This window comes from Actinacidiphila sp. bgisy144 (assembly GCF_057708105.1).
In genome coordinates this window covers 67,344-90,262 of record NZ_JBYIRM010000031.1, presented here as the reverse complement: position 1 = coordinate 90,262, position 22,919 = coordinate 67,344, and the positions used below count along the sequence as shown (strand labels likewise).

General features: G+C 73.9%; 19 protein-coding genes. 9 read left to right on the top strand and 10 right to left on the bottom strand.

Features of this window, described 5'->3' with window-relative positions; translation table 11 throughout:
* Positions 1 to 59: 59 nt before the first annotated feature.
* Complete coding sequence (locus AC3EVP_RS29270; protein WP_335972104.1) at positions 60 to 1,142, bottom strand: LacI family DNA-binding transcriptional regulator; 1,083 nt, start codon at positions 1,140 to 1,142, stop codon at positions 60 to 62.
* Between the two features lie 223 nt (positions 1,143 to 1,365).
* Here AC3EVP_RS29270 and AC3EVP_RS29265 point away from each other — a divergent pair, with 223 nt between their 5' ends.
* On the top strand, positions 1,366 to 3,801 hold the full coding sequence (locus tag AC3EVP_RS29265; RefSeq protein WP_435134983.1) for a glycogen debranching N-terminal domain-containing protein: 2,436 nt from the start codon (positions 1,366 to 1,368) through the stop codon (positions 3,799 to 3,801).
* Positions 3,802 to 3,876: 75 nt separating this feature from the next.
* A complete protein-coding gene (locus AC3EVP_RS29260) occupies positions 3,877 to 4,854 on the top strand; it encodes an acetylxylan esterase (RefSeq protein WP_435134981.1) in 978 nt (325 codons plus the stop codon).
* Positions 4,855 to 4,958: 104 nt separating this feature from the next.
* Here AC3EVP_RS29260 and AC3EVP_RS29255 read toward each other — a convergent pair whose 3' ends face one another.
* On the bottom strand, positions 4,959 to 5,414 hold the full coding sequence (locus AC3EVP_RS29255; protein WP_335972107.1) for a hypothetical protein: 456 nt from the start codon (positions 5,412 to 5,414) through the stop codon (positions 4,959 to 4,961).
* Between the two features lie 232 nt (positions 5,415 to 5,646).
* Positions 5,647 to 6,276, bottom strand: a complete 630-nt coding sequence (locus AC3EVP_RS29250) for a DUF998 domain-containing protein (RefSeq protein ID WP_335972109.1) — start codon at positions 6,274 to 6,276, stop codon at positions 5,647 to 5,649.
* Positions 6,277 to 6,486: 210 nt separating this feature from the next.
* Here AC3EVP_RS29250 and AC3EVP_RS29245 point away from each other — a divergent pair, with 210 nt between their 5' ends.
* The gene (locus tag AC3EVP_RS29245) at positions 6,487 to 7,698 is read left to right on the top strand and encodes a peptidoglycan recognition protein family protein (protein ID WP_435134980.1); all 1,212 of its coding nucleotides are present in this window, start codon (positions 6,487 to 6,489) and stop codon (positions 7,696 to 7,698) included.
* A 31-nt stretch (positions 7,699 to 7,729) separates the two neighbouring features.
* Here the strand turns inward: AC3EVP_RS29245 and AC3EVP_RS29240 are convergent, their stop codons facing one another.
* Positions 7,730 to 8,893, bottom strand: coding sequence for a TDT family transporter (locus tag AC3EVP_RS29240; protein WP_335972113.1), 1,164 nt, complete (start codon positions 8,891 to 8,893; stop codon positions 7,730 to 7,732).
* Positions 8,894 to 8,964: 71 nt separating this feature from the next.
* Here AC3EVP_RS29240 and AC3EVP_RS29235 point away from each other — a divergent pair, with 71 nt between their 5' ends.
* Complete coding sequence (locus tag AC3EVP_RS29235; RefSeq protein ID WP_335972115.1) at positions 8,965 to 9,903, top strand: LysR family transcriptional regulator; 939 nt, start codon at positions 8,965 to 8,967, stop codon at positions 9,901 to 9,903.
* 48 nt (positions 9,904 to 9,951) lie between these two features.
* Here AC3EVP_RS29235 and AC3EVP_RS29230 read toward each other — a convergent pair whose 3' ends face one another.
* From AC3EVP_RS29230 to AC3EVP_RS29210, 5 genes are all read right to left on the bottom strand, one after another.
* Complete coding sequence (locus tag AC3EVP_RS29230) at positions 9,952 to 10,692, bottom strand: AfsR/SARP family transcriptional regulator (protein ID WP_335972117.1); 741 nt, start codon at positions 10,690 to 10,692, stop codon at positions 9,952 to 9,954.
* Positions 10,693 to 11,193: 501 nt separating this feature from the next.
* Complete coding sequence (locus tag AC3EVP_RS29225; protein WP_335972118.1) at positions 11,194 to 12,081, bottom strand: carbohydrate ABC transporter permease; 888 nt, start codon at positions 12,079 to 12,081, stop codon at positions 11,194 to 11,196.
* Positions 12,078 to 13,076, bottom strand: a complete 999-nt coding sequence (locus AC3EVP_RS29220; RefSeq protein WP_435134978.1) for a carbohydrate ABC transporter permease — start codon at positions 13,074 to 13,076, stop codon at positions 12,078 to 12,080. The genes AC3EVP_RS29225 and AC3EVP_RS29220 overlap by 4 nt, the downstream gene beginning before the upstream one ends.
* A gap of 12 nt (positions 13,077 to 13,088) precedes the next feature.
* Positions 13,089 to 14,429 carry an extracellular solute-binding protein gene (locus AC3EVP_RS29215; protein WP_335972121.1) on the bottom strand — a complete coding sequence of 447 codons (1,341 nt, stop codon included), beginning with the start codon at positions 14,427 to 14,429 and terminating at the stop codon, positions 13,089 to 13,091.
* Positions 14,430 to 14,594: 165 nt separating this feature from the next.
* The gene (locus AC3EVP_RS29210; protein ID WP_335972123.1) at positions 14,595 to 15,767 is read right to left on the bottom strand and encodes a LacI family DNA-binding transcriptional regulator; all 1,173 of its coding nucleotides are present in this window, start codon (positions 15,765 to 15,767) and stop codon (positions 14,595 to 14,597) included.
* Between the two features lie 146 nt (positions 15,768 to 15,913).
* Between AC3EVP_RS29210 and AC3EVP_RS29205 the strand changes: the two genes are divergently transcribed.
* Positions 15,914 to 17,773, top strand: coding sequence for a glycoside hydrolase family 2 protein (locus AC3EVP_RS29205; protein WP_435134975.1), 1,860 nt, complete (start codon positions 15,914 to 15,916; stop codon positions 17,771 to 17,773).
* Between the two features lie 108 nt (positions 17,774 to 17,881).
* Here AC3EVP_RS29205 and AC3EVP_RS29200 read toward each other — a convergent pair whose 3' ends face one another.
* Entirely contained in the window at positions 17,882 to 18,424 is a 543-nt protein-coding gene (locus tag AC3EVP_RS29200; protein WP_335972128.1) for a hypothetical protein, read from the bottom strand.
* Positions 18,425 to 18,628: 204 nt separating this feature from the next.
* Between AC3EVP_RS29200 and AC3EVP_RS29195 the strand changes: the two genes are divergently transcribed.
* The 4 genes from AC3EVP_RS29195 (at position 18,629) to AC3EVP_RS29180 (ending at position 22,888) form a co-directional block, all read left to right on the top strand.
* Positions 18,629 to 20,059, top strand: a complete 1,431-nt coding sequence (locus AC3EVP_RS29195; RefSeq protein ID WP_435135021.1) for an MFS transporter — start codon at positions 18,629 to 18,631, stop codon at positions 20,057 to 20,059.
* A 24-nt stretch (positions 20,060 to 20,083) separates the two neighbouring features.
* Complete coding sequence (locus AC3EVP_RS29190) at positions 20,084 to 20,563, top strand: MarR family winged helix-turn-helix transcriptional regulator (RefSeq protein WP_335972129.1); 480 nt, start codon at positions 20,084 to 20,086, stop codon at positions 20,561 to 20,563.
* Positions 20,564 to 20,643: 80 nt separating this feature from the next.
* Entirely contained in the window at positions 20,644 to 21,834 is a 1,191-nt protein-coding gene (locus AC3EVP_RS29185; protein WP_435134973.1) for a helix-turn-helix domain-containing protein, read from the top strand.
* A 169-nt stretch (positions 21,835 to 22,003) separates the two neighbouring features.
* The gene (locus AC3EVP_RS29180; protein WP_435134971.1) at positions 22,004 to 22,888 is read left to right on the top strand and encodes a helix-turn-helix domain-containing protein; all 885 of its coding nucleotides are present in this window, start codon (positions 22,004 to 22,006) and stop codon (positions 22,886 to 22,888) included.
* Positions 22,889 to 22,919 lie beyond the last annotated feature (31 nt).

The following is a 22,919-nucleotide window of genomic DNA, read 5'->3' as shown; positions in this document are numbered from 1 at the left end:
ATAGCGGCGGGCGGGTGCGGAAGACGGGGGCCGGTCAGGCGGGGTGGGGGCGGTGCCGGTCAGGCCGGGTGCGGGTGGGCGGGTGGCCCGGGGTGCGGGGCGGAGCTCTCCCGGACCACCAGCTCCGGGGGGAGCAGCAGCCGCTGCGGCTCGGCCTTCGGGTGCTCGATCCGGTGGACCAGCAGCCGGGTACAGGCCCGGCCGACCTCCTCCAGCGGCTGGTGCAGGCTGCTCAGGCTGGGCGAGAGCAGCGCGGCCGCCGGCGAGTCGTCGAAGCCGACCACCGCCACGTCGGTGCCGGGCGTGCGGCCGCGCTCGCGCAGCGCCCGGTAGACGCCCAGCGCGAGGGTGTCGCTGACCGCGACCACGGCGGTGACGGCGTTGCCGCCGTCCAGCAGCGGCGCCACGGCCTGCTGGGCCGCCGTCGCGTCGTCCTCGGCGGCCTGCCGCAGGCCGCGCACCGGCAGCCCGTGCCGCTCCATGGCCTCGCGCCAGCCGCGCGCCCGGTCGTCGCCGGAGCCGGAGCCGCGCGGCCAGCCGAGCAGCCCGATCCGGCGGTGGCCGGCCGCGACCAGGTGGTCCACCGCCTCGGCGGTGCCGTGCGCGCCGTCGACGTCGACCCAGTCGCCGATGTCGCGGGCCGACCAGGACCGGCCGAAGGCCACGAACGGGATCTCCCGCCTGGCCAGCCACGCCGGGCGCCGGTCGCCGCGGTAGGTGTTGCTGAGCACGAACGCGTCCACCGAGTGGTCGCGCAGCAGTTGGTCGTAGCGCTCCTGCTCGTCGTCGGCGCCGACCGGTGCGGCGAAGAGCAGCACCCGGTAGCCGGCGGAGTCCGCGGAGTCGGACAGCGCGTGCAGGAAGCGGTCGAGCACGGAGGTGGAGATGCTCGGCGGGGTCGGCGCGACGCCGTAGCCGATCAGCCGGCTGGAGCGGGTGCGCAGCGAGCGGGCGGCCTGGCTCGGCCGGTAGTCCAGGTCCGCGATGGCCCGGCGGACCCGCTCAAGGGTCTCGCCCGCGAGCAGGTCGGGGGAGTTGAGCGCATTGGAAACGGTCTGCGCCGACACCCCGGCCCGCTGCGCCACCATGGCCAGCGTCACCGGCTTGCCCCCACCGCCACCTGCGGCTTTGCCACGCGCCACCTACGGCCTCCCTCATCGTCCGAGCTTCCGCGGCAGCGCGTTGTCCACGCGTCGCTGCGTTTGGTGGAACGATAAAATCCCCTTCTGGTGCTGGTTGGCAAGGGGTAAGGTGCGATTTGATCGATCCAAAGGTTCGATCCAAGGGTTCGATCCGAAGATGCGGACCACGCATCGACCCTCTTGACCCCACCGTCGCCACGACGAGAGGCACCGCACCGTGAACATGGCTGTCCAGGGGCGCACCGGCGCCGACACCCCCGCCTCCGCAGACCCAGCGGAAGGGCTCCAGCCGTTCCTGCACGACGCCTGCACGACCGTGTACGCGCCGAGCCTGGCGCTGTCCCGGCGCAGCGGTGACCTGGCGGGCGGGGCGGACGGCTTCTTCCACGGCGACCGGCGCGCGCTGTCCCGGCTGGAGGTGCGCTTCGAGACCGGCGGCGCCGAAGGCGCGGGCGGCACCGGCGGCGCAGGCGAGGACTCAGGTGAGGGCGCGGGCGGGGGCGCGGGCTCGGGCGCCGTGCCGGTGCTGCTGGCGCCGGTCGGGCACACCCTGCGGGCGGCCGACGAGACCGCCTACCGCGCGGTGCTGCGCGGCGTCGGCGAGAGCACGGCCGACCCGGCCGTCACACTCCACCGGGTCCGGCGCTTGACGCCCGGCCGGTTGCGGGAGACGCTGCGGGTCACGAACTCCGGTGCGCTGCATGTCTCGCTGACCATGGTGGTGGCCGCGGGCACCGACCTGGCACGGATGGACGACGTCAAGAGCGGCCGCTTCCCGCGGCTGCGGCCCGCGGCGGCGGCCCCCGCCGAGCCCTCCGGACACCCCGAGCACCCTGCTCCCTCCGAGCCCCGCGACCCCGGTGGCCGCGGCGGTTCCGGCCTTCCCGGCGGCACCGGCACACCTGACAGCGCCGAGGCCGCCGCGGCAGCCGCGAACGCCGCGGCCACCGGCCTGACCTGGCACGACGAGGACGGCCTGCGCGTCGTGCTGCGCCCGCTGCCGGCCGCCGGCCCCGCGCAGGACCCGCTGGCCGGCCCGGCCGCAGAGCTGGCCACCCAGGCGGCCGTCCCCGTCACCCACGCCGCCGCCCCGGCCCTCCGGCCCGCGGACGGCGAGCTGCGCTACCGCCTGGAACTCGCCCCCGGCACCTCCTGGCAGGCCGACCTCGAGTGCACCGTGCGGGACCCGCGGCCCGTGCTCTTCCCGGCGCCCGCCGCCGGCAGCGTGGACTGGCCGCGGCCCTCGGTCGCCTCCGCCGACCAGCGGCTGGACGCCCTGGTGGCCCGTTCCGTCGGCGACCTGGAGCGGCTGCTGCTCACCGACCCGGACCACCCCGGCGACGCCTTCCTGGCCGCCGGGTCGCCCTGGTTCCTCACCCTCTTCGGGCGCGACTCGCTGTGGGCCGCCCGCATGCTGCTGCCGCTCGGCACCGAACTGGCCGCGGGCACCCTGCGCACCCTGGCCCGCCGCCAGGGCACCCGCACCGACCCACGCACCGAGGAGCAGCCCGGCAAGATCCTGCACGAGGTGCGCCGCGAGGCGCTGCGGCTGGCCGACTCCCGCGCGCTGCCCGCCCTCTACTACGGAACCGTGGACGCCACCCCGCTGTGGATCACGCTGCTGCACGACGCCTGGCGCTGGGGCATGCCCGACCACGAGGTCGCCGCACTGCTGCCGCACGCCGAGGCCGGGCTGGAGTGGCTGGCCCGCCACGGCGACGCCGACGGCGACGGCCTGCTGGAGTACGTCGACAGCACCGGCAGCGGCCTGGCCAACCAGGGCTGGAAGGACTCCGGCGACTCCATCCGCTGGCGCGACGGCCGGCTCGCCGCACCCCCCATCGCCCTGTGCGAGGTCCAGGCGTACGCCTACGAGGCCGCCACCGCCGGCGCCGCCCTGCTGCGTGCCTTCGACCGCCCCGGCGCGGACCGCTGGGAGGAGTGGGCCGCCACCGTACGGCGCCGCTTCCGGGAGAGCTTCTGGGTCTCCGACGCGCTCGGCCGCTACCCCGCGGTCGCCCTCGACGCCGACAAGCGCCCGGTCGACTCCGCCACCTCCGCCTTCGGGCACCTGCTCGGCACCGGGCTGCTCGACCGCGAGGAGAGCGCGCTGCTCGCCGCCCGGCTGGCCGGGCCCGACCTCGACTGCGGCTTCGGGCTACGCACCCTCAGCAGCCGCAACGCCGGCTTCAACCCGCTCGGCTACCACGTCGGCTCCGTCTGGCCGCACGACACGGCGATAGCGGTGCACGGCCTGGTCAGGGCCGGTTTCCCGGATCAGGCGGTGCCGCTCGCCAAGGGCCTGGTCGCCGCCTCCGCCGGCTTCGAGGCCCGCCTGCCGGAGCTGTACGGCGGGCACGGCAGCGCCTACGACGAGGCCCCCGCCCCCTACCCCGCCGCCTGCCGCCCCCAGGCCTGGTCGGCGGCCGCCGGTGTGCTGCTGGTGCAGGCCGCCCTCGGACTGGCCGCGGACGTGCCCGGCGGCCGGCTGCGCGTCGACCCCGCGGCCGCCGGGGCGTTCGGTCCGCTGCACGTCACCGGCCTGCGGGTGGCGGGCGGCCCGCTGTCCGTGCGGCTCGATGCCGCCGGCCGGGTCGAGGTCTCCGCCCCCGACAGCCTCACCCTGGACGGCGCCCACCGGGCGCCCGCCCGGCCCTGACCGCCGGCTTCCGCCCGCCGTAGCCCGTCCGCCGTACTCCGACCAACGCACCCGCCCCCGCAGGAGGACCGCCCCGTGCCCGAGACCGACCTGCCGCTCGACCAACTGCGCACCTACCTGCCGGACCGGCAGGAACCCGCGGACTTCGACGCCTTCTGGGCCGCGACGCTCGCCGAGGCCCGCAGCCACGACCGCCCGGCCGAGTTCACGCCCCACGACGCCCGGCTCAGCGAGGTGCGCGTCTACGATGTGCGCTTCCCCGGCTACAACGGCGACCCGGTGGCGGGCTGGCTGCTGGTGCCCGCCGCCGCCCGCACGCCCCGGCCCTGCGTGGTCGGCTACCTCGGCTACGGCGGCGGGCGCGGCTTCCCCTACGAGTGGCTGACCTGGCCCGCCGCGGGCTATGTCCACCTGCTGATGGACACCCGCGGGCAGGGCGGATCGCTCCAGCCCGGCGCCACCGGTGACCCGCACGGCAGCGCCGGGTCCTCATCGCCCGGCATGGTCACCCGAGGCATCCAGCGCCCGGAGGACTACTACTACCGGCGGGTGTTCACCGACGCGGTCCGCGCGGTGGACGCCGCCCGCGCCCACCCGGCCGTCGACCGGGAACGCATCGTGCTGGCCGGCGGCAGCCAGGGCGGGGGCATCGCGCTGGCCGCGGCCGCCCTCGCCGACGGGGTCCGGGCCGCGGTCATCGACCAGCCCTCGCTGTGTCACTACCGCCGGGCGCTGTCCGTCGTGGAGGGCAACGCCTACCGGGAGATCTGGACCTACCTGCGCACCCATCGCGACCAGGTGGAGCAGGTGTTCACCACCCTTTCCTACTTCGACGGCGTCAACTTCGCGGCCCGGGCCACCGCGCCCGCGCTCTTCGCGGTCGGCCTGATGGACGACATCTGCCCGCCCTCCACGGTCTTCGCCGCCCACAACCACTACGCGGGGCCGAAGGACATCCGCGTCTGGCCCTACAACCGCCACGAGGGCGGCGGGCAGCACCAGGTCGTCCACCAGCTCGACTTCCTGCGGTCCGTGCTGGGCGAGGTGAGCTGACCGGGGTCAGCGGACCCGCACCGTCCGGCGGCCGGACCGTCCGGCCGCCGGGCAGCTGCCGGAGCGGGGCGGCCGACCCGGGCCGCGAGGTATGAGGAAGCCGGTCATCGGGCCACCGCCGTGCGCGAGCGGCTCGTCAGCACGGCGTTCTGCACCGCGAGCACCACGCCGACGTAGAGCAGGATGCTGGCCGGGCCGAGGCCGGAGCCGGCCAGGTCGTCCAGCAGCAGGTGGAGGCCGATGCCGGCTATCCACAGCGCGGCGGTGACCAGGTTCCCCTTGCGGAAGTACTCCGTGCCCTCGCGCCAGACCGTGACGGTGAAGCCGCGGGCGGCGGCCAGCGCCACGCCGAGGGCCAGGCTCAGCGCGGCTATCCCGACCTCGCCGCCGTGCAGCGGGTGCTTGGCGGTGAACGACACGGTCTCGACGGCGCCCACCACGATCAGGACGAGACCGACCCGGGACTTCTCGCGCAGCGGCCTGGTGGACAGCTGGCGGCTCACCAGCCAGACCAGGACGACCGCGGCGACGGCCACATTGACCAGACCGTGGGAACTCACAGGGGACCGCCCTTCGACAGGCACCGGCAGGAGGAGGAAGACACCTCCATGCTGCCGATCGGAGCCCGCCGGCGGACCAACCCACGGGTTGATCCGCGGGTGGAGATCTGCGGGCCTCCCCCGTCAACCCCAGGGTGGAGAGCACTGCCGGCGACCGCTCTGACCAGCCCGTTCGGTCGTGCTGTCCTCCACCCGGCCCCACCCGGCCGTCCACCGCCCGCGGCCGCCGACGCTACGGCGTGCGCGGTCCGGCGGCCACCGCCGGGCGCGGGCGGCCATGGCGCCGGGCGTGCCACACGCAGGAGAGCACCACGACCACCGGCCACAGCGCCTGCACCGACGTCACCACCCGCTCGGCGACGCCCGCCGCGCCGTCGATCTCCACCTCGACCAGGAACCAGGCCGCGCCCGCCCACATCAGCGCGCTCATCGCCACCGACGGCACCGGCCGCAGCCCCCACGGCGCGCGGCGGCCGCGGCGGGTGGCGAAGACCGGCCACAGGGCCAGCAGGGTGAAGCCGACGCCGACGACGGCGCCGTGCGACAGCGAGCCCCCGGTGCGCGGCGCGGGGAAGACCGTCAGCAGGATCGCGGCCAGCCCGCCCCCGGCCAGGCACAGCCGCCCGGTGAGCTTGGCGGCGTGCAGGCCCCACGCGGTCGCCATGTAGCAGCTCCCGACGGCGACCAGCGTGCCGGTCAGCACCAGGTAACCGCGGTGGTTACCGGCCGCCAGCACGCTGATCGTCTGCGTCACCGGGTTGTACCCCGGCTCCTCCAGCAAGGTCGCCGTCGTGAAGCCCACGACCAACACCACAGGGGCACAGCTCGACGAGATCAGCGCCCACCAAGCCACAAGTCGCATCACTACATAATAAAACCGTCAGCTCATCGGCGCGCTCCCGACGACCCGGCGCCCTCGTGCGAAGCGCCGCATGCGCGGCCTTTCCGGGACATCCCGCGGCGCCCGCCGCAAGGATCTCGAAGAGCTTCTGGTGGTGCGTCAGCCGGCCGCATAGTCTCCGCTTGCCGTCGGCGGCCGGCAGAGGCCGCCGCGTTCGTCTGGGGAGAGCGCATGGGCGTCCACGAGCACGAGGCAGGGCACGGGGCAGACCGGGGCACACCGTACGAGGCGGATCGGCGCACACCGCACGAGGTGGACCGGCGCACCCTGTTCAGAGCCGGGCTGGGCGGGACGGTGGCCGCGGTCGTCGGCACCGGGCTGGTCTTCCCGGGCACCGCGCACGCGGAGGGCGCGGAGCCCGAGACGCCCTCGGCCGAGTTCCCCTGGATCATCGACTGCGACACCTGGGGCGCCCGTCCGCCGTCGAGCCCGATCCAGATCACCGGCAACACCACCAACAAGATCATCCTGCACCACATGGCGTTCCCGAACGTCACCGACTACTCGCGCGACCACGCGATCCAGCTGGCCAAGGACTGCCAGAACCTGCACATGGACACCAACGGCTGGGCGGACACCGGCCAGCACTTCACGGTCAGCCGCGGCGGCTACGTCCTGGAGGGCCGGCACCAGAGCCTGTCGACGCTGGAGGCGGGCGAGCACCAGGTGGTCGCCGCGCACTGCCCGGGCGAGAACGGCAACGCGATCGGCATCGAGAACGAGGGCACGTACATCACGCAGACGCCGCCCGACGCGCTGCTGGACTCGCTGGTCGAGCTGTGCGCCGCGGTCTGCCGGAAGTTCGGCCTGAACGCCTGGGACATCTTCGGGCACTGGGACTTCTACCTGACCGACTGCCCCGGGATCGCGTTCTACGCCCAGTTCCCGATGGTGCGCGCGCGGGTGCTGCGGGCCCTGGGCACCCCGCACGCGCTGATACCCGCCCGCCGCTGGCCCGACATCTGGCGGTTCGTCGACGGACCGGTGGTAGAGGTGGCGCAGTACCTGCTGGACGCCGCCGGCTACTCCCTCGCCACCGACGGCGACTTCGGCCTCGACATGAACGACGCGGTCGCCGACTTCCAGACCACGCACGGCATCCCCGTCACCGCGGACTGCACCTTCGACGCCGCCACCTGGGAGGCGCTCGCCCCGTGCCTGGACCGGCACTCCACCGGACTGCCGGTCAGCGCGCTCCAGTTGATGCTCAGCCGCAAGGGGTACGGCGACGTGGCCGTCAGCGGCACCTACGACGCCGCCACGGTGCGGGCGGTGCGGGGCATGCAGCGCCTGCACGGCCTCGCCCCGAACGGCAAGGTGGACCTGAGCACATGGTGCGCGGTCGTCGGCGGCTCGGTGCGCGAGGCGTTCGGCCGCCACTGAGCCGGCGGTCCCGCACCGCGTCGGTGGCCCGTCACCGGGTCGGGGCGGCGCGGAAGAGGCCGCCGCGGGCGCTGCCCGCGGCGGTCCGGGCGCCCACGGTGAGCCAGGCGGCGACGAGGAAGCCGTAGAGCGCGACGGCGACCGCCTTCAACGGCGTCGAGCCGAGGTGCACCGCGAGGGCGCTGGTGCCGGTGACGCAGGTGCCGACCGGGAAGGTGAAGCTCCACCAGGTCAGCGAGAAGGGCAGGCCGCGGCGGGCGGTGCGCAGGGTGAGGCTGGCCGCCAGCGCCAGCCACATCATGGCGAAGCCCCAGGCGGGCACGCCGTAGAGGAAGCCGAACGCCTCGGCCGCGCCCGCGTACGGGCGCGGCAGGGCGAGGTGGGCGGCACCGCCGAGCAGGTTGGCGGCGGTGACGGACTGGCCGAGCGGGCCGAGCACGATCCACAGGGTGGGGACCATGGCGGCCGGGCCGACGGAGTGGTGCATCAGCCGCGCCCAGACCTGGGTGATGATCACCACGCTCGCGAACAGGCTGATGCCGAACATCGCGTAGCAGCCCAGCAGCATCGTCAACCGGCCCTGGCCGGGCGCGAGGTGGGGGACGAGCGCGGCGCCGGTCGCGGCCGAGACCATCGGCGGCACCACCGGCATCAGCCAGCCGCCGAACGCGCCGTCGGCGGCCGTCTCGCCGCCGGTCATCATCCGGTACGGAATCCACACCGCGGTGACCAGCCCGAGCGCGGTGCCCGCCGTCCACAGCACGGCGTCGACGACGAGGGCCGGGTGGGCGCCGATCCGGTCCTGGCCGAGGGAGAGGGTGCCCGCGCCCACGGTGAGCAGCGCCATCGCCGGGGCACCCCAGAAGTGTGCCATCACCGGGTGGTGGGCGTGCGCCCTCGCCCGGTCGCGGTGCCGGGTGGCGTGCACGGCCCATGCGGCGGTGAGCGCGACGAGCAGGAAGGCGGCCAGCGCCCAGACGACGGTGGCGGCCGTCCGCAGCCCGGGCGCGTGGACGGGCAGGGTCGCCGCCGCGTTCGCGGTGATGCCGGTGCCCATGACCGAGGCGTACCAGTTGGGGCCCAGGTGCCGGAACAGGTCGGCGGGGCGGTCGAGTTCACGCAGCAGCCCCCACGGGAGGCGGCGTGCGGACCGGGCGCCGCCGGGGCGCGGCGGTGCGGCGAGCGAAGAGGTCATGCCCTCCACCCTCCGGCCGGTCCGGCGGCGCGGGTAGGGAGCAGTACGGCATGGCGCCATAGACTGGGCTTATGCCCCTGACCAGCCGGGTGCGCGACCTGGGCCCGTTCGACCTGCTGCTGTCCGTGGCGCGGCTGGGCAGCCTGGGCGCCGCCGCGCGCGAGCACGGCATCAGCCAGCCCGCGGCCAGTTCCCGGATCAGGTACCTGGAGCGGCGTACGGGCGTCACCCTGCTGGAGCGCTCGCCGCAGGGGTCCCGGCTGACCGCGCAGGGCGCCTTGGTCGCGGACTGGGCGCGCACCGCGCTCGACGCGGCCGCGGCCCTGGAGGCGGGACTGACCTCGCTGCACCTGACCGCCGAGGCGCGGCTGCCGGTGGCCGCGAGCATGACCATCGCCGAGTACCTGCTGCCGCACTGGCTGGTCCGCTTCCACCAGGCGGTGGAGGGCACCGCGGTGGCCCTGACCACCGGGAACTCCGACGAGGTGGCCGCGGCGGTGCTCGGCGGCGCGGCGGCCATCGGGTTCGTGGAGGGCCCGGCGGTGCCGCGCGGCATCACCGCGGACCCGGTCGGGCGGGACGAGCTGAAGGTGGTGGTGCACCCCGGGCACCCCTGGGCCCGGCGCCGCCCGCAGGACGCCCTCACCCCCGACGAGCTGGCCGCGACCTCGCTGGTCAGCCGGGAGCACGGGTCGGGCACCCGGCTGTACCTGGAGCGCGCGCTGCGGGCCGTATCCGGCCGCCGGCTCGCGGCGCCGGTGATCGAGGTCTCCTCGACCACGGCGATCAAGACGGCGGTGGCCGAGGGGGTCGCGCCCGCGGTGCTCAGCTCGCTCGCCGTCGAGCGCGACCTCGCGGCGGGCACCCTGGTCGCGGTGCCGGTGGACGGGCTGGACCTGACCCGTACGCTGCGGGTGGCGCGCCGCACCGGCCAGGACTTCTCCGGCGCGGCCCGCGAACTCGCCGCCATCGCCCGCCGCTGGTCCCCGCCGCCCCCGCCCGCCCCCTGAGGCCCGCGCCCCGGCTGCGCCGCGGACCCTCAGGGGCGGGCCGGAGCCTCACGCGGTCCAGGCGGCGCGCGCGATGTCCGGGTCCTCCGTGAGGATCGCCCGCTGGAGGCGCTGGGCGGGGCCCCCGGGCTCCAGGCCCAGTTCGCTCACCAGGTTGCGGCGCAGCCGGTGGAAGACCTCCAGCGCCTGGCCGCGCCGCCCGTTGAGGAACAGCGCCTTCATGTACTGCATGTGGAGGTTCTCGTGCAGGGGGTGCTCGACGGTGAGGCCGGCCAGGCTCGCGAGCACGTCGCGGTAGCCGCCGAGCCGGAGTTGGGTGTCCACCCAGTACTCGTGCACCACGAGCCGGGACTCCTCCAGGCGGTAGCGGTCGGCCTCCAGCAGGCGGCCGACCGGGACGCCGGTCAGCGCCGGGCCGCGCCACAGCCGCAGGGCCTCGCCGAGTTGGCGGCTGCCGGTGCGGTCGTCGCCGGCGTCGAGCGAGCGGCGGCCGGCCACCGCGAGCGAGTTGTACCGTTCGATGTCCAGCTCCGCGGAGCCGGCGACGAAGCGGTAGCCGCCGGACTCGGTGCGCAGGATCTCCCGCGCGACCTGCGCGCTGGACAGGCCGGTGCCCGACGCGAAGAGTTTGCGGAGGCTGAGAATGTAGGTCTGTACGGTGGTGAGACAGCTGTTCGGTGGATTCTCGTCCCAGAGTTCCGCCATGAGGGACGACACCGGAACGACCTGTCCTGAATAGACGACCAGCATCGACAGCACCTTGCGCAGTTTCGGTGCGCTCGGCGTCATACAGACGCCGTCCGGCTGCACAAAGAGCGGACCGAGAATGCCGATCTTCATTTGCTACCCCCAGCATGCCTATCAGGGCGGAGTGTCCTTCAAGACCATGGGACAGCGTAACAAAGCGGCAAATGTGACAAGGCGGTCAAAGAGCTCAAATGATGTGCGGTGTGGCCCTGTTGTGGGGGACTTGTGCTCGCGATGACGCCGATCAGGGCGCTTCACCGGGGGCGCGGCTGTCTGGATCTCTTCGACAGAAAGACCGAACGCCACCCCCGCCCGCCGGGTGGGTGGGGGCAACTGCGCGCCGGGGCCGGGCGGCGGGCGGCGGAATGGGCGGCCGGGGTTTTCCCGGACACGCGGACCACAGTAGCGGGTATTCGTCAATGCGAGGTTCCCGGACAATTCACGGCGGTTCGAGCGCGCTTCGAGCAGAGCGCCCCGGCGTGGAATCCACGCCGGGCGCTCCGCCCGCGCACACCGCGGTGGGTACGTGTGTATGCCGCCGGATTACTTCAGCCCGGTGGTAGCGACGCCCTGCACGATCTGCCGCTGGAAGATCAGGAAGACCGCGATCAGGGGCAGGAAGCCGAGCACCGAGGACGCCATCACCTCCGCGTACTGGATGTTGCTCGGGTTGACCAGCGACGCCAGACCCACCGGCACCGTCTGGGACTTGGTCTGGCTGAGCACCAGCAGCGGCCACAGGAAGGAGTTCCAGGAGCTGATGAAGGTGAGGATGGCGACCGTGGCCACCGCCGGGCGGGAGATCGGCAGGCAGACCGACCAGTAGACCCGCCACCAGCTAGCCCCGTCCAGCCGCGCCGCCTCGATCAGCGGTGTCGGGATGCCCTGGAAGAAGGAGTGGAAGACGAAGACCGACACCGGGGCGGCGACCGACGGCAGCACCAGCGCCCAGTAGGTGCCCAGCAGGTGCAGCGAGCGGTACTCGATGAACTGCGGCAGCACCAGCCCCTCGGTGGGCAGCATCAGCCCGGCGACGATCAGCGCCATCACCGCGTTGCGCCCGGGGAAGCGCAGCAGCGCCAGCGCGAAGGCGGCCATCGAGCACAGCGTCACGGTGAAGACGACCGCGAGCGTCGCGATCACCAGGCTGTTGAGGTACCAGTAGCCGATCGGGTAGTTGTCCCACGCGTAGGAGTAGGCGTGGAAGGACCAGCCGCCCGCGAAGGGCGAGGTGGGCTTGGCGGTGATCGACCCGTCCGAGCGGAGCGAGGTGATCAGCGCCCACACCAGCGGCACCAGCCAGACCAGCGCGAACAGCGTCACGCACACCGTGCACAGCCGGTTGAAGAGCTTCGCGCCGTTGGCGTGGCCGGCGATCGCGGTCGGCCCGGGGGAGCGGCGGCGCCGCTGTACGGGGGCAAGGGTGGTCATGAGGTCCTCCGTTCGGCCCGCGGTGCCGGCTGTTCGGCGGCCCGTTCGGCGGCGGCGGTCCGGTAGTGCCGCAGCGCGTACCAGGCCGCCGAGATCGCGACGATGATGACGAAATAGACCATGGTGGCGGCGGCGCCGTAACCACCGCGGTACGAGGTGAAGCCGGTGTCGTAGATGTACTCGATGACCGGGCGGGTCGACTGGTTCGGGCCGCCGCCCAGCAGCAGGTAGATCTGGTCGAACACCTTCAGCGAGGCCAGGATCTGGAGGATGAGCACCAGGCTGGTGGTGCGGCTGAGCAGCGGCACCGTCAGGTAGCGGATCTGCTGCCATGGGCTCGCGCCGTCGATGGCGGCGGCCTCGTACACCTCGGTGGGCACGTCCTGGATGCCCGCGGTGTACAGGACGAAGTTGAAGCCGAACGTCCACCACAGGGTCATCAGCACCACGGCCGTCCAGCCGCCCGAGGTGCTGCCGATGAAGTCCGGCGAGGTGAGCCCGACCGCGCTGAAGAGCTTGGGGATCAGCCCGACCTGCGGGGTGTACATCCACAGGAAGACCAGCACGACCACCGACGAGGGCACCACGTAGGGCGCGAAGAACGCCAGCCGGTAGAAGACGGTGCCGCGCCGCACCCGGGAGGCCAGGATGGCGAAGACCAGGGCGAGCACCACCAGCAGCGGCGTGGTCAGCAGCGTGAAGAGCACCGAGTGCCACATCGCGGACCAGAAGAGCGAGTCCTTGAGCACCGTGCGGTAGTTGGCCAGGCCCACCCAGCCGCCGAGCCCGCTCTTGACGGTCGTGGTGTTGAAGAAGCTGACCACGATGCCGACCGCCAGCGGGCCGATCATGAACAGCAGGTAGACGATGAGGAAGGGCGAGCTGAGCAGCAGCCCGGCCCGGCGTTCGGAGCGCGGGGCGCGCTCCCGGTCCGTGCGCAGGGTGACGCGGCGGGCCGGTCGCTCGGCGGGCCGCTCAGAGGCGATGGTCGTCATGGTGGCGGCCTCCTATCCGATCTTGACCGGCGGTCGGGCGGTGGTGTAGCGCTTCAGGTCCGAACGCAGCTGGGCGGCACCCGCCTTGGGGGTGAGCCGGCCCGCGATGACCTCGATGATCGTGGAGCCCACCGTGGTCTGGAAGTCCGAGCCGGCGCCCGTGTACCAGGCGACCGGGTCGTAGACCGCGTTGAACGCGGCCTGGACGTAGTTGCGCTGCGGCGACTGGTCCTGGAACGCCTTGCTGCGCTGGGTGGGCAGCCAGGCCGGCACATGGCCGCCGTGCGCCCAGATCGCGCTGTTGTCGAGCAGGCTCTTGACGAACAGCGCCGCGTGCGCGGTGCGGGACGCCGAGCGCCTGCCGTTGTGCGGGATGATCAGCGAGTGCGAGTCGGCGTACGCCACCGGCTTGGGGCCGAGCAGCGCCGGGAAGGGCACCACGTTGAAGTGCAGGCCCTTGACGTCCCGGTAGGACGGGATCTGCCACTCGCCGTCGAAGAGGAAGCCCGATTTGCCGGTGGAGAACAGGGCGTTCACCCCGGAGCCGGTCAGGCTCTTGGGCATCAGCCCGCCCTTGGTCAGGCTCTGCATGAAGGCGAACGTGGACTGCGCCGCGTCCTCGTCCACCGCGACCCTGGTGCCCTCGTGCGTGACGACCGGCCCGGCGATCCCGGAGTAGATCATGCTGAAGAAGCGCCAGCAGGTGGACGGGTCGGCGGTGATCGACATGACGGCGCCGTACTGCGCGCCCGCGTCCTTCATCGCCTTGACCGCGTCGAGGAACTCCGCGGCGTTCTTCATCGGCTTCAGGTCGTCCCCGGCCGCGTTGAGCAGCCCGGCCTTCTGCGCCAGGTCGGTGTTGTAGTAGAGGACGAAGGGATGGGTGTCCAGCGGGACCGCGTACACGGTCCCGCCGACGGTGGCCTTCTGCCAGGCGGCGGGGGTGAACTTGTCCGAGGTGATGCCCAGTTCCCCGACGCCCGCGTCCTCGACCGGGGTCAGCAGCCCGGAGGCCGCCAGCAGCGGCAGCCGGGACAGGTGGGAGATGCCGACGTCCGGTGGTGTGCCGCTGGCCGTGGCGAGCGCCAGCTTCGTGTAGTACGGGTTCCCCCAGCCCAGGATGGTCGCCTCGACGGACAACCCGGGGTGGGTCTTGCGGAACGCCTTCTCCATCAGCACCATGTTGGCGCCGTCACCACCGGTGAACAGGTTCCAGAAGATGATGTCGGCGGTGTCCGGCTGCGTGCCGGCCAGTCCTGTGGCCAACGGGGAGGAGCACGCCGCGAGTCCTGCGGACATGGCCAGCCCTCCACCGAGCGCCAGGAACCGGCGGCGCCCCAACGCTCCGCTCATGGGCATATTCACCTCGTTAATTCGATGTGAACTCGATGCCGCAGACCATCGCATACGTTTTGCATCGATGCAATAGTCCGGTGGCAACTTCCCGGGCGGCGGGCCGCACGGCCGCCGCCGGAAGGTGCCCGGAGCCCGAGAGGGCAGGCCAGGGGTGGTGCGGGGCTACTTCGCGGGGCCGGTCCGCCGCGAGGACTCGCGGACCACGAGGCGGAACGGGGTCGAGGCGGAGGCGCCGGACCACTGCGCGGCGCCCTCGGCGTCACTTTCCGTGTCGGCGCCGCTGTGCTCGGTGGCCGGGCCGGGCGCCGGCTCGGAGGCTGCCCCGGTCGTTGCCGGGGCGGCCGTCTCCGCGGCTGCCCCGCTGTTGCCGTTGCCGGTCCCGTTGCCGTTCCCGTTCGCATTGCTGCGGATCTGCGCGTCCAGCAGGCTCAGCGACCGCTCGGCGATCGCGTCCAGGTCGGGCGCGATCGAGGTCAGCGGGGGATGGGTGTACGCGCACTCGGGGATGTCGTCCACGCCCACCACCGCGACCTCGTCCGGCACCCGCACGCCCGAGGCGTCCAGCGCGCGCAGCGCACCCACCGCCAGCGCGTCGTTGAACGCGAAGATCGCGTCGGGCAGCGGCCCGCTGCCCTCCAGCAGCCGCAGGGTCGTGGTGTAGCCGTGCTCCCTGGTCCAGTCGTCCACCGGCTCGACCAGCCAGTTCACCCGGCGGACCCCGGCCGCCGACAGCGCCTGCTGGTAGCCCTCGGCGCGCTGCCGGCCGTTCTCGCTGCCGTTGCGGCCCAGTGCCACGATCCGCTGGCAGCCCTGTGCGAGCAGGTGCTCCACGGCGGCGCGGGCGGCGGCCACGTTGTCGATGCCGACCCGCGGCAGGTGGTCGCCGACATTGTGCTCACCCAGCATGACCAGCGGGAAGTCCGGCCCGGTGGCGGGCGCGTCGGTGGCCGGCAGGGTGAGCGCGCTGAACAGCACCCCGTCGGCGACGTTCGTCAGGCCGCCCGCCAGGATGCGCCGCTCGACCTCCGGGTCGCCGCCGGTGGACTCCACGAGCACGGTGGTCCCGCGCCGGGCCGCCGCCTGGATGACCGCCTGTGCCAGGGCGGCAAAGTACGGCTCGACCACGAACGGCACCGCCAGCGCGACGAACCCGGTGCGGCCCGAGCGCAGGCCGCGCGCGAGGTAGTCCATCTTGTAGCCCAGCTCGTCCAGCGAGCGCTGCACCCGGGCTCGCGTCGCCTCGCTGACGTGCGCGTATCCGCTGACCACATTGGACACGGTCCGCACCGACACGCCCGCGTGCTCGGCGACGTCGCGCATCCTGACTCTGGCCACCGGGGTTCCCCCTCTGGTCGGGACGGGCCGCGCCTGCTCGGAAACCTTGCCTCTTGCATCGATGCAAATTATCGCTCAAGCTGGACGCCGTCATTGATCACACGAATTTTACGACGCCCGATGTCGGGCAGGCAGAAGGAGGAGCCGTGAGGGCGAGCGAGCAGGACGGGACCTACCCGCGGCCGATGCTCTGCCGGGAGCAGTGGACCAGCCTCGACGGCGCGTGGGAGTTCGGCTACGACGACGCGGCCGCCGGCGAGCGCGAGGGCTGGTTCGCGGCGGGCGCCGGCGGGGACGGGGCGGGCGCACCGTTCGACCGGCAGATCACCGTGCCCTTCCCGCCGGAGTCCCCGGCATCCGGCATCGGCGAGACCGGGCGCCACCCCGTGGTCTGGTACCGCCGCGGCATCCCGCACACCGCCCTCGTGCCGGACACCGCGGCCGAGGACGGCGCCGCGCGCCGCGCCCTGATCCACTTCGGCGCCGTGGACCACCGGGCGAAGGTCTGGCTGGACGGCACGCTGGTGGCCGAACACGTGGGCGGCCAGACGCCGTTCACCGCCGACGTGACCGACGCGCTGCGCCCCGGCGCCGCCGAGCACGTCCTGGTGGTCCGCGCCGAGGACGACCCGGCCGAGCTGGCGCAGGCGCGCGGCAAGCAGGACTGGCAGGAGCGGCCGCACGCGGTCTGGTACGAGCGGACCACCGGCATCTGGCAGAGCGTGTGGGCCGAGTCCGTGCCCGCCCGGCACATCGCCGACCTGGCGTGGACCACCGACCCGATCCGCGGCGTGACCGCCGAGGTGGAGCTCGCCGGGCAGCCGGCCGGCCCGCTCACCGTGGACGTGGTGATCAGCCGCGGCGACCGGGTGCTCGCGCAGACCTCGGCGGCCGTCGACGGCCGCCGGGCCCGGATCGACGTGGCGATCCCCGCGCTGCGCAACGGCATCGACCGCGAGGAGCTGCTGTGGCGCCCGGAGCAGCCGGTGCTGCTGGACGCCCGGGTCACCGTGCGCACCGCGGACGGGTCCGCCGCGGTGGACGAGGTGGACAGCTACGTCGGGGTGCGCTCCGCCGAGGTCGGGCGCGGCGCCTTCCTGCTCAACGGCCACCCGTACTTCGTGCGGTCGGTGCTCAACCAGGGCTACCGCCCGCGCACCCTGCTCGCCAACGCCGGCACCGAGGAGCTGCGCCGCGAGGTCGAGCTGACCAAGGCGATGGGCTTCAACGCCACCCGCATCCACCAGAAGGCCGAGGACCCGCGGTTCCTGTACTGGGCCGACCGGCTCGGGCTGCTGGTGTGGGGCGAGACCGGCGCCACGTACGACTACTGCGGGGTGGCCGTCGAGTCGCTGACCCGGGAGTGGCTGGAGCTGGTGCGCCGCGACCGCAGCCACCCGAGCATCGTCACCTGGGTGCCGATCAACGAGAGCTGGGGCATCACCGACATCACCCGCGACCCGGCGCAGCACCACTTCTCGGTGGCGCTGGCCAACCTCACCCGCGCGCTCGACCCGACCCGGCCGGTCGTCTCCAACGAGGGCTGGGAGCACACCGACAGCGACATCCTCGGCGTGCACGACTACACCGCCGACCCGGAGCTGCTGACCGCGCGCTACGGGGACGCCGCCGGGTTCGACGCGCTGCTCGCCGGCCCGGGCCCGTCCGGCCGTACCCTCTCGCTCACCGCGCGGCAGGCCGAGCGGTTCGCCGCCGGGGACGCCCCGCTGATGGTCACCGAGTTCGGCGGGCTGTCGCTGGGCTCGCACGAGGGCGACTTCGCGTACACCTACACCGACTCCGACACCCAGTACGCGGCGCTGCTGCGGGAGCTGTTCAAGCCGCTGCTGGACAGCCCGCTGGTCGCGGGCTACTGCTACACGCAGTTCATGGACACCGCGCAGGAGACGAACGGCCTGCTCTTCGACGACGGCCGCCCGAAGCTGCCGCTGGAGACGATCCGCGAGATCGTCACCGGCACGAAGGGGGAGGGCGCCGGGGCGTGAGCCTGCCCGACGGCGTACGCCGCCCCGGCCCGGTCCTGCGACCGGTCCGGGGCGGCGGCGTGTGCGGGGGGTGTGCGGGGGGTGTGCGCGGGGGCGGCGTATGACCGCTCAGCCGCGCGCGGGCACCGTGTAGAAGGGGACCTCCTGGTACGCCGCCAGGTTCGGGTCGTCGGCGGAGACCCGGCTCGGGGCGGCCGGGCAGAGCAGGTGCACGCCCTGGGCCCGCTCCTGGCGGGCGACCCAGCGGGCCTGGCTGAGCATGCCGGCGCCGATCCCGGTGATCACCAGCCCCGCGGGTATCCCGGTGGTGTAGGCGATGAGCAGCCCGACGCCGAGCGTCACGACCACCGTCGAGGTCATCGGGCGGGTGACGCGCTCGAAGGTCTCCTCCGGCGCGGTCACCACGGACTCCTCCGGCGCGGGCGCCGCCGCCTCCAGCCGGGCCCGGTACCAGGCGCGGCGCGGCCCCGCGGACCACGCGCACGGCACGGCGAACAGCAGCGCCCCGATCACGGCGACCGCCGCGCCGCTCAGCCCCTTGGTGTGCCCGAGCAGGACGGGCAGCGCCCCGGCCGCCCCGGAGAGCACCGCGAGCCAGCCCAGCGCCCGGGCCGATCCGACGACACCGACCAGGTCAGGTTTGGTGCTCACGCGTACGTTCCTCCGCCCGTCCGGCTGTTCGAATCGACTCCCGAAGGATCGTAACCGGACGACCCCGTGACGGGTCCCGAACAGTTCGGTGCCCGATGTATTCTCGGCGGTATGACGACGCGCACGGGGGCCCGGCCCGCGACCGGCGGACCGGGACACGAGCACGAGCATGGGCCCGGGCTCGGCCGCGGGCACCGGCCGGCGCTGCTGCTGCGCGAGCGGGCGCGGCCGGACGCGATACGGGACCGCCCGTCCGCCTGGTGGCTGGCCGTCGCGACGGTCTGCTTCGGCGCCTTCATGGGCCAGCTGGACGCGAGCATCGTCACGCTCACCTACGGCGGGCTGCGCCGGCAGTTCGACGCCTCGCCCGCCGCCGTGGAGTGGGTCTCGCTCGCCTACCTGCTGGTGCTGATCGCCCTGCTGGTCCCGGCCGGGCGGCTGTCCGACGCCCACGGGCGCAAGCTGCTCTACCTCTACGGGTTCGCCGTGTTCACGGCCGCCTCCGCCGTGTGCGGGCTGGCCCCCTCGCTGCTGGTGCTGGTCGTCTTCCGCGGGGTGCAGGCGGTCGGTGCCGCGCTGATGCAGGCGAACAGCGTCGCGCTGGTCACCACGAGCGCGCCGCGCGAACGGATGCGGGCCGCGCTCGGCGTGCAGGCCGCGGCCCAGGCGCTCGGCCTGGCGCTCGGGCCCACCGTCGGCGGCGTGCTGGTCTCCACGCTCGGCTGGCGCTGGGTCTTCGGGGTCAACGTCCCGATCGGCGTACTGGCGCTGGTCGCCGGGCACTACCTGCTGCCGCGCACCCGCGAGCGGCGCGCCACCGGCGGCTTCGACTGGCCCGGGCTGGCGCTGCTCGCCGCCGCGACCGGCTGCGGCCTGCTCGGCGTCTCGGCCGCCTCCGGCCTGCCGGTGCCCGCATGGGCGGTCGCCGGGCTCTTCGCCGCGGCGGTCGCGGCCGGCTGGGGGTTCGTCGCCCGGCAGGCCCGCACCCGCGCACCCCTGCTCGACCTCGCGCTGGTCCGCGGCCGCACGGTCGCGCTCGGGCTGGTGGGCGCGCTCAGCGGGTACCTCGTGCTGTTCGGGCCGCTGGTGCTGGTGCCGGTGGTGCTGACCGCCTCGGGCTCCTCCGAACTGGCCGCCGGGCTCGTACTCACCGCGCTCCCCGCGGGGTTCGCGGTGGCCGCGACCGGCGCCGACCGGGTGCTGCCGCGCGGGCTGTCCGACCGCGGCCGGTGCGTGCTGGGCGCCGCGGTGCTCACCGCGGCCACCGCGGCGATGCTGGCGGCGCCGCTGACGCGGGGTGTGCTGGCGGTACTGCTCGCCGTCGTCGGCCTCGGGCTCGGCACCTTCACGCCCGCGAACAACACGATGGTCATGTCGGCGATCCCGCGGGGGGCCGCCGGGACCGGCGGCGGCCTGGTCAACATGGCGCGCGGCCTCGGCACCGCGCTCGGCGTCGCCCTCGTCACCCTCGCGCTCCACCTCGGCGAACGCTTCGGCTCGGCCGCTCCCGGCTCCACCGCCCCCGCGCGGTGGGCGCTCGCGGTGCTGGTGGCCGCCGCCGCGGCGGCCCTGGCGGCGGCCTGGTCCGGGGAACGGCCCGCGGCCCGTACGGACGGTTCCTCGCGGGTCAGTTGAGGTACGGCGCCGTAGGCTTGGGTCATGTCGTCGTCCCAGCCGTCCCCCGAACTCGCCGCGGCCGCCGACGCCTCGGACGCCCGCCGGCTCACCGAGGCCGTCACCCGCCTGCGCCGCGCGCTGCGCGCGTCGATCCGGACCGACTACCCCTGGGAGACCCTGCCGATGGCGCAGGTCGAACTCCTCCAGGTCCTCGCCGAGCGCTCCCCGGCGCGGGTGAGCGAACTCGCCACCCGGCAGCGGCTCGCCAACAGCACGGTGAGCGGGCTGATCGGGCAGATGATCACCTCCGGGCTCGTCACCCGCGATGTCGACCCCGGGGAGCGGCGGGCCGCGGCCGTCTCCCTCACCGACCTCGGCCGCGAGCAGCTCGCCGCATGGACCCGGGCGCACGAACGCCGTCTCGACGCCGCGCTCGCCGCCCTCGACGACGCCGACCGCGCCGCCGTCCGCGCCGCCCTCCCGGCCCTCTTCCACCTCGTCGACCACCTCACCACCCAGTAGCCCCCGGCGGCCCGCGCGCAGGGCAGGACCGCTGTACCGTTTCGGGTGTCCAGGCCGGTACGAGCAGGTGCGGGGTCGACATGCCTCAACCCATCGACAGCGGCGGTGCGATCGGGACACGGCTGCGCGCCATCCGCAAGCGGCGCGGACTGACACAGCATCAGCTCGCGGTCGCCTCCGGGGTGTCCGTGTCGCTGATCAGGAAGCTCGAGCAGGGCGAACGCGACGACACGCGAGTGGAGACGGCCCGCGCGCTGGCCGTGGCGCTGCGCGTGCCGACCAGCCGCCTCCTGGGCGGCGCGCACGAGACCTCGGGTGCCCGGCCGGCTGTAGTGGACCGGTGGGCACCGGTCCGCGGCGCGCTGGCTGCTCCCCTGCCGGGTCCGGAGGACGACGCCCCGACGGTCGCCGGGGTCCGTGCCGCGGTCTTAGCCGCGATGCCGCTCGCAGCCGGGGACCGGCTTGACGAGTTGGCCGGTGTGCTGCCCCTCCTGCTCCGGGACGCGGCCGCCGTGGGCGAGGACCCCGCCGGCCGGTCCGTGCACGCCGGGCTGATGCGGCTGGTCGGCTGGGCCTTCACCCAGACCCGCCAGTTCGACGCCGCCGAGGACGCTCTCGGCCGTGCGCTTCACGGCGCGCCGACCGGCCTCGACGCGGCGGCCGCGATCAGCACCCAGTGCTGGCTGCTGCTGCGCCGCGGCCGGATCGCCGCGGCCGGCCGGCTCGCCGAGCAGTGGGCGGACCGGGTCGAGCCTCGCATGTCCCGTGCGACGCCCGCGGAACTCGGCGCGTGGGGCTGGCTGCTGTTGCGTGCCGCGGCGGCCGCCGATCGGGACGCCCGACCGGACGACGCCGACCGTCTGCTGCGCCTGGCGGGGGCGGCGGCGGCCGCGCTCGGTCACCGGGCCGTTCCTGGCGGGTTCCTGCGCGCGTTCGACGCCCGGACGGTACAGCTCAAGGAGGCCGAGCACGCCATGATCGCGGACCGGCCGGACCGGGTGCTGCACCTGTCGGCGGCGATCTCCTGGGACGGGATGCGCCCGACCTCCAACAACCTGAACCGGAACCGGCTGGACCAGGCCGGTGCGCGAGTGCGGCTGCGGCAGTACGCCGAAGCTGTGGACACGTTGGAGACGGTCTGGCAGGCCGCGCCGCAGTGGCTCCCGCACCAGCGCTACGCGCAGGACATCCTCAGCCAGGTGATCGCCCGGCGCCGCACGTTGACCCCACGGATGCGGCTGCTGGCGGACGCGGTAGGCGTGCCGCTGTAAGCGTCCTACGGTGTGTGGTACTTCGGTCTGCCGCCCCGCCGAATTGCCATTGTCCCGCCATATCGCCGCTCCCTACGGTCGGTAATGGTCCGATCACCAGCGGACGTGGGCGAACGCGTCCGCGGACCGCCCGACGATCCGAACGTGGCGCGTGAGAAGAGGGGTTCGTATGGACGACAACGACGGCGTGGGCAGCGGCGACAAGGGGAGGGGGCAGGGCGTCGGCGTCGTGGACCGGTTTTCGGCGCGGGCGTTGTATGCCGACCGGCTGGCGTTCGAGCGGGAACGCTCAGGGATGAGCCTGGTGCAGCTCGGGGAGAAGTGCCGGTACGAGCAGTCGTACCTGCACCGGCTGGAGACAGGCGGTCGCTTGGGTACGGTGCAGGCCGCCCGCGCCCTGGACGTGGTGTACGGGACCGGGGATCTGCTGGAGCGGCTGTGGTGGCTGGCGAAGCGGGAGACGAAGGACCGCTGCGTCCTGGGGCTGGCGCCTTTCGAGGCGAACGCGGCGAGCATCCAGGAGTACGCGAACTGTACGGTGCCGGACCTGCTCCAGACCCGCGCGTACGCGCACGAGCAGTTGCGTCGAGCGCAGTTGGCCGAGGAGCAGGTCGAGGAGTCGGTCGGGGCGCGGTTGGAGCGGCAGGCGCGGCTGTCCGGGCCGGAGCCGGTGCACTACCGGGCGTTGATCGACGAGGCCGTGTTACGGCGCAAGGCCGGGGACCCCAGGACGTGGACGGCGCAGCTGGAGCACCTGATCGAGGTGGCGCAGTGGCCGGGCGTCGCGCTGCACGTGGTGCCCTTCGGTGCCGGGCCGCACTACCTGCGCAGTTCGCTGGAGCTGCTCTACCTGCGGACCGGGTCCATTGTGGCGTACACGCAGGGCAGTTGGAGTGGGCACCTCACCGATGACCCGGAGGAGGTGGAGCCGTTGCGGCTCGCGTTCGACGCGCTGCGTGACACCGCGCTGGTCCCGGCGGAGTCGCTGGCGTTCCTGCGGGCCCTGCTGGAGGAGCACACCGGGGACGGGCCGTTGACGACGGTGAAGCCGTGAGCCCTGCCGAGACGCCCTCTTCCAGCTGGTC